Source organism: Acidobacteriota bacterium (assembly GCA_012517875.1).
Classification (GTDB): domain Bacteria; phylum Acidobacteriota; class JAAYUB01; order JAAYUB01; family JAAYUB01; genus JAAYUB01.
This window is the reverse complement of record JAAYUB010000160.1, coordinates 1-1516: the sequence shown is the minus strand read 5'-3', so window position 1 is coordinate 1516 and position 1516 is coordinate 1. Positions and strand designations below refer to the sequence as shown.

Genomic DNA, 1516 nt, shown 5'->3' with positions numbered 1-1516 from the left:
TGAAGTGGACCCCGTCTTCTGGACAGCCTGCTTAAGTGGATCGGCGGCATTGAGAATGGAGAGAAGCAATGCCGAGAACCCGCAAGACCCACCCGCCGAGTTTGAAGGCGAAGGTCGCCGTCGAAGCCATCCGCGGCGTCAGGACAGCCGCTGAGATCGCCAAGGCCTTTGACGTGCACCCGAATCTGGTCGCCACCTGGAAGAAGCAGGCGTTGGCGCAGATGCCGGCGATCTTCGCCGGCGCGCAGGCCGGCCGCCAGGATTCCGATCCCGAAAAGGACGCCCTCTACCAGCAGATCGGGAGGCTGAAAGTGGAGCTCGACTTTCTCAAAAAAAGAGTCGGCTTGCACGATTGACGACAAACGCCAATGGATCGACCCGTACCATCCCGAACTCGCCATCCGGCGTCAATGCCAATTGCTGGGGCTGGCCCGTTCCAGCTACTACTACCAACCTCGGCCGGAAAGCGCCGAGACGCTGGCTTTGCTTCGCCGGCTGGACGAGTGCTACATGGAACTGCCGTTCTTCGGCAGCCGCCGCATGGCGGCGACGCTCGGCGTGAACCGCAAGCGGATGCAGCGGCTGATGCGCATCGCAGGCATCGAGGCGCTGTACCCGAAGCCGCAGCTCAGCCGGCCGGGGCCGGGTCACGAGATCCATCCTTACTTGCTGCGCGATCTGGTCATCGACCGGCCCAACCAGGTCTGGTCGAGCGACATCACCTATGTGCCGATGCGCCGGGGCTTTCTCTATCTGGTGGCGGTGATGGACTGGTTCAGCCGCTATGTGCTGAGCTGGGAACTGTCGACGACCATGGACACCGGCTTCTGCCTGGCGGCCTTGGAAGCCGCCCTCGACCAGGGTCCGCCGGAGATCTTCAACACCGATCAGGGATCGCAATTCACTTCGGCCGATTTCACCAGCGCACTGCGGCAACGCCAGATCCTGATCAGCATGGACGGCCGCGGCCGCTGGATGGACAACGTCTTCATCGAGCGTTTGTGGCGCTCGGTGAAATACGAACTCGTCTACCCGGGCGATTTCGCCGACGGGCGGCAGTTGTGGATGGCACTGGACGACTATTTCCGGTTTTACAATCACAGCCGGCCGCATCAGGCGCTGGGCTACCGGACGCCCGCCGAGGTGTTCGCTTCGCGCAACAAGGAACATGCTATTGCTTGAACTTGGGGCTCCGCCCCAAACCCCGGGATTTATCGCTTTCGGCCAGACTGGCTGCTTCGCTATTGGAGAGGCATTCGGGCTGCCGTACAATCAAGGAGCCTCGCAGGAAGACAGGGCAACGCAGGGATGCGACCCGAGCGCCTCGCGTGGTCCGGACTGACAGGGCGGTAGAAATGCCGCCCTCCGAACCCGCCGCGACCCACTCAAGGAACGGGCGAAAACTGTCCAGTCCTTGGGGTCCACCTCACGACTCGGGTTTCTGCCGGGACGAGTTGATGAGCTGGTGCGAAGCCAACCACGTGGACTATGTGTTTGGCTTCGCCCGCAACGACCG

At 62.4% G+C, this 1516-nt stretch carries 2 pseudogenes; both read left to right on the top strand.

What is annotated here, in order from left to right:
• Positions 1–68: 68 nt before the first annotated feature.
• Positions 69–1182: pseudogene (locus GX414_15520) on the top strand (IS3 family transposase).
• 248 nt (positions 1183–1430) lie between these two features.
• Positions 1431–1516 (top strand): annotated as a pseudogene (locus tag GX414_15515) (hypothetical protein).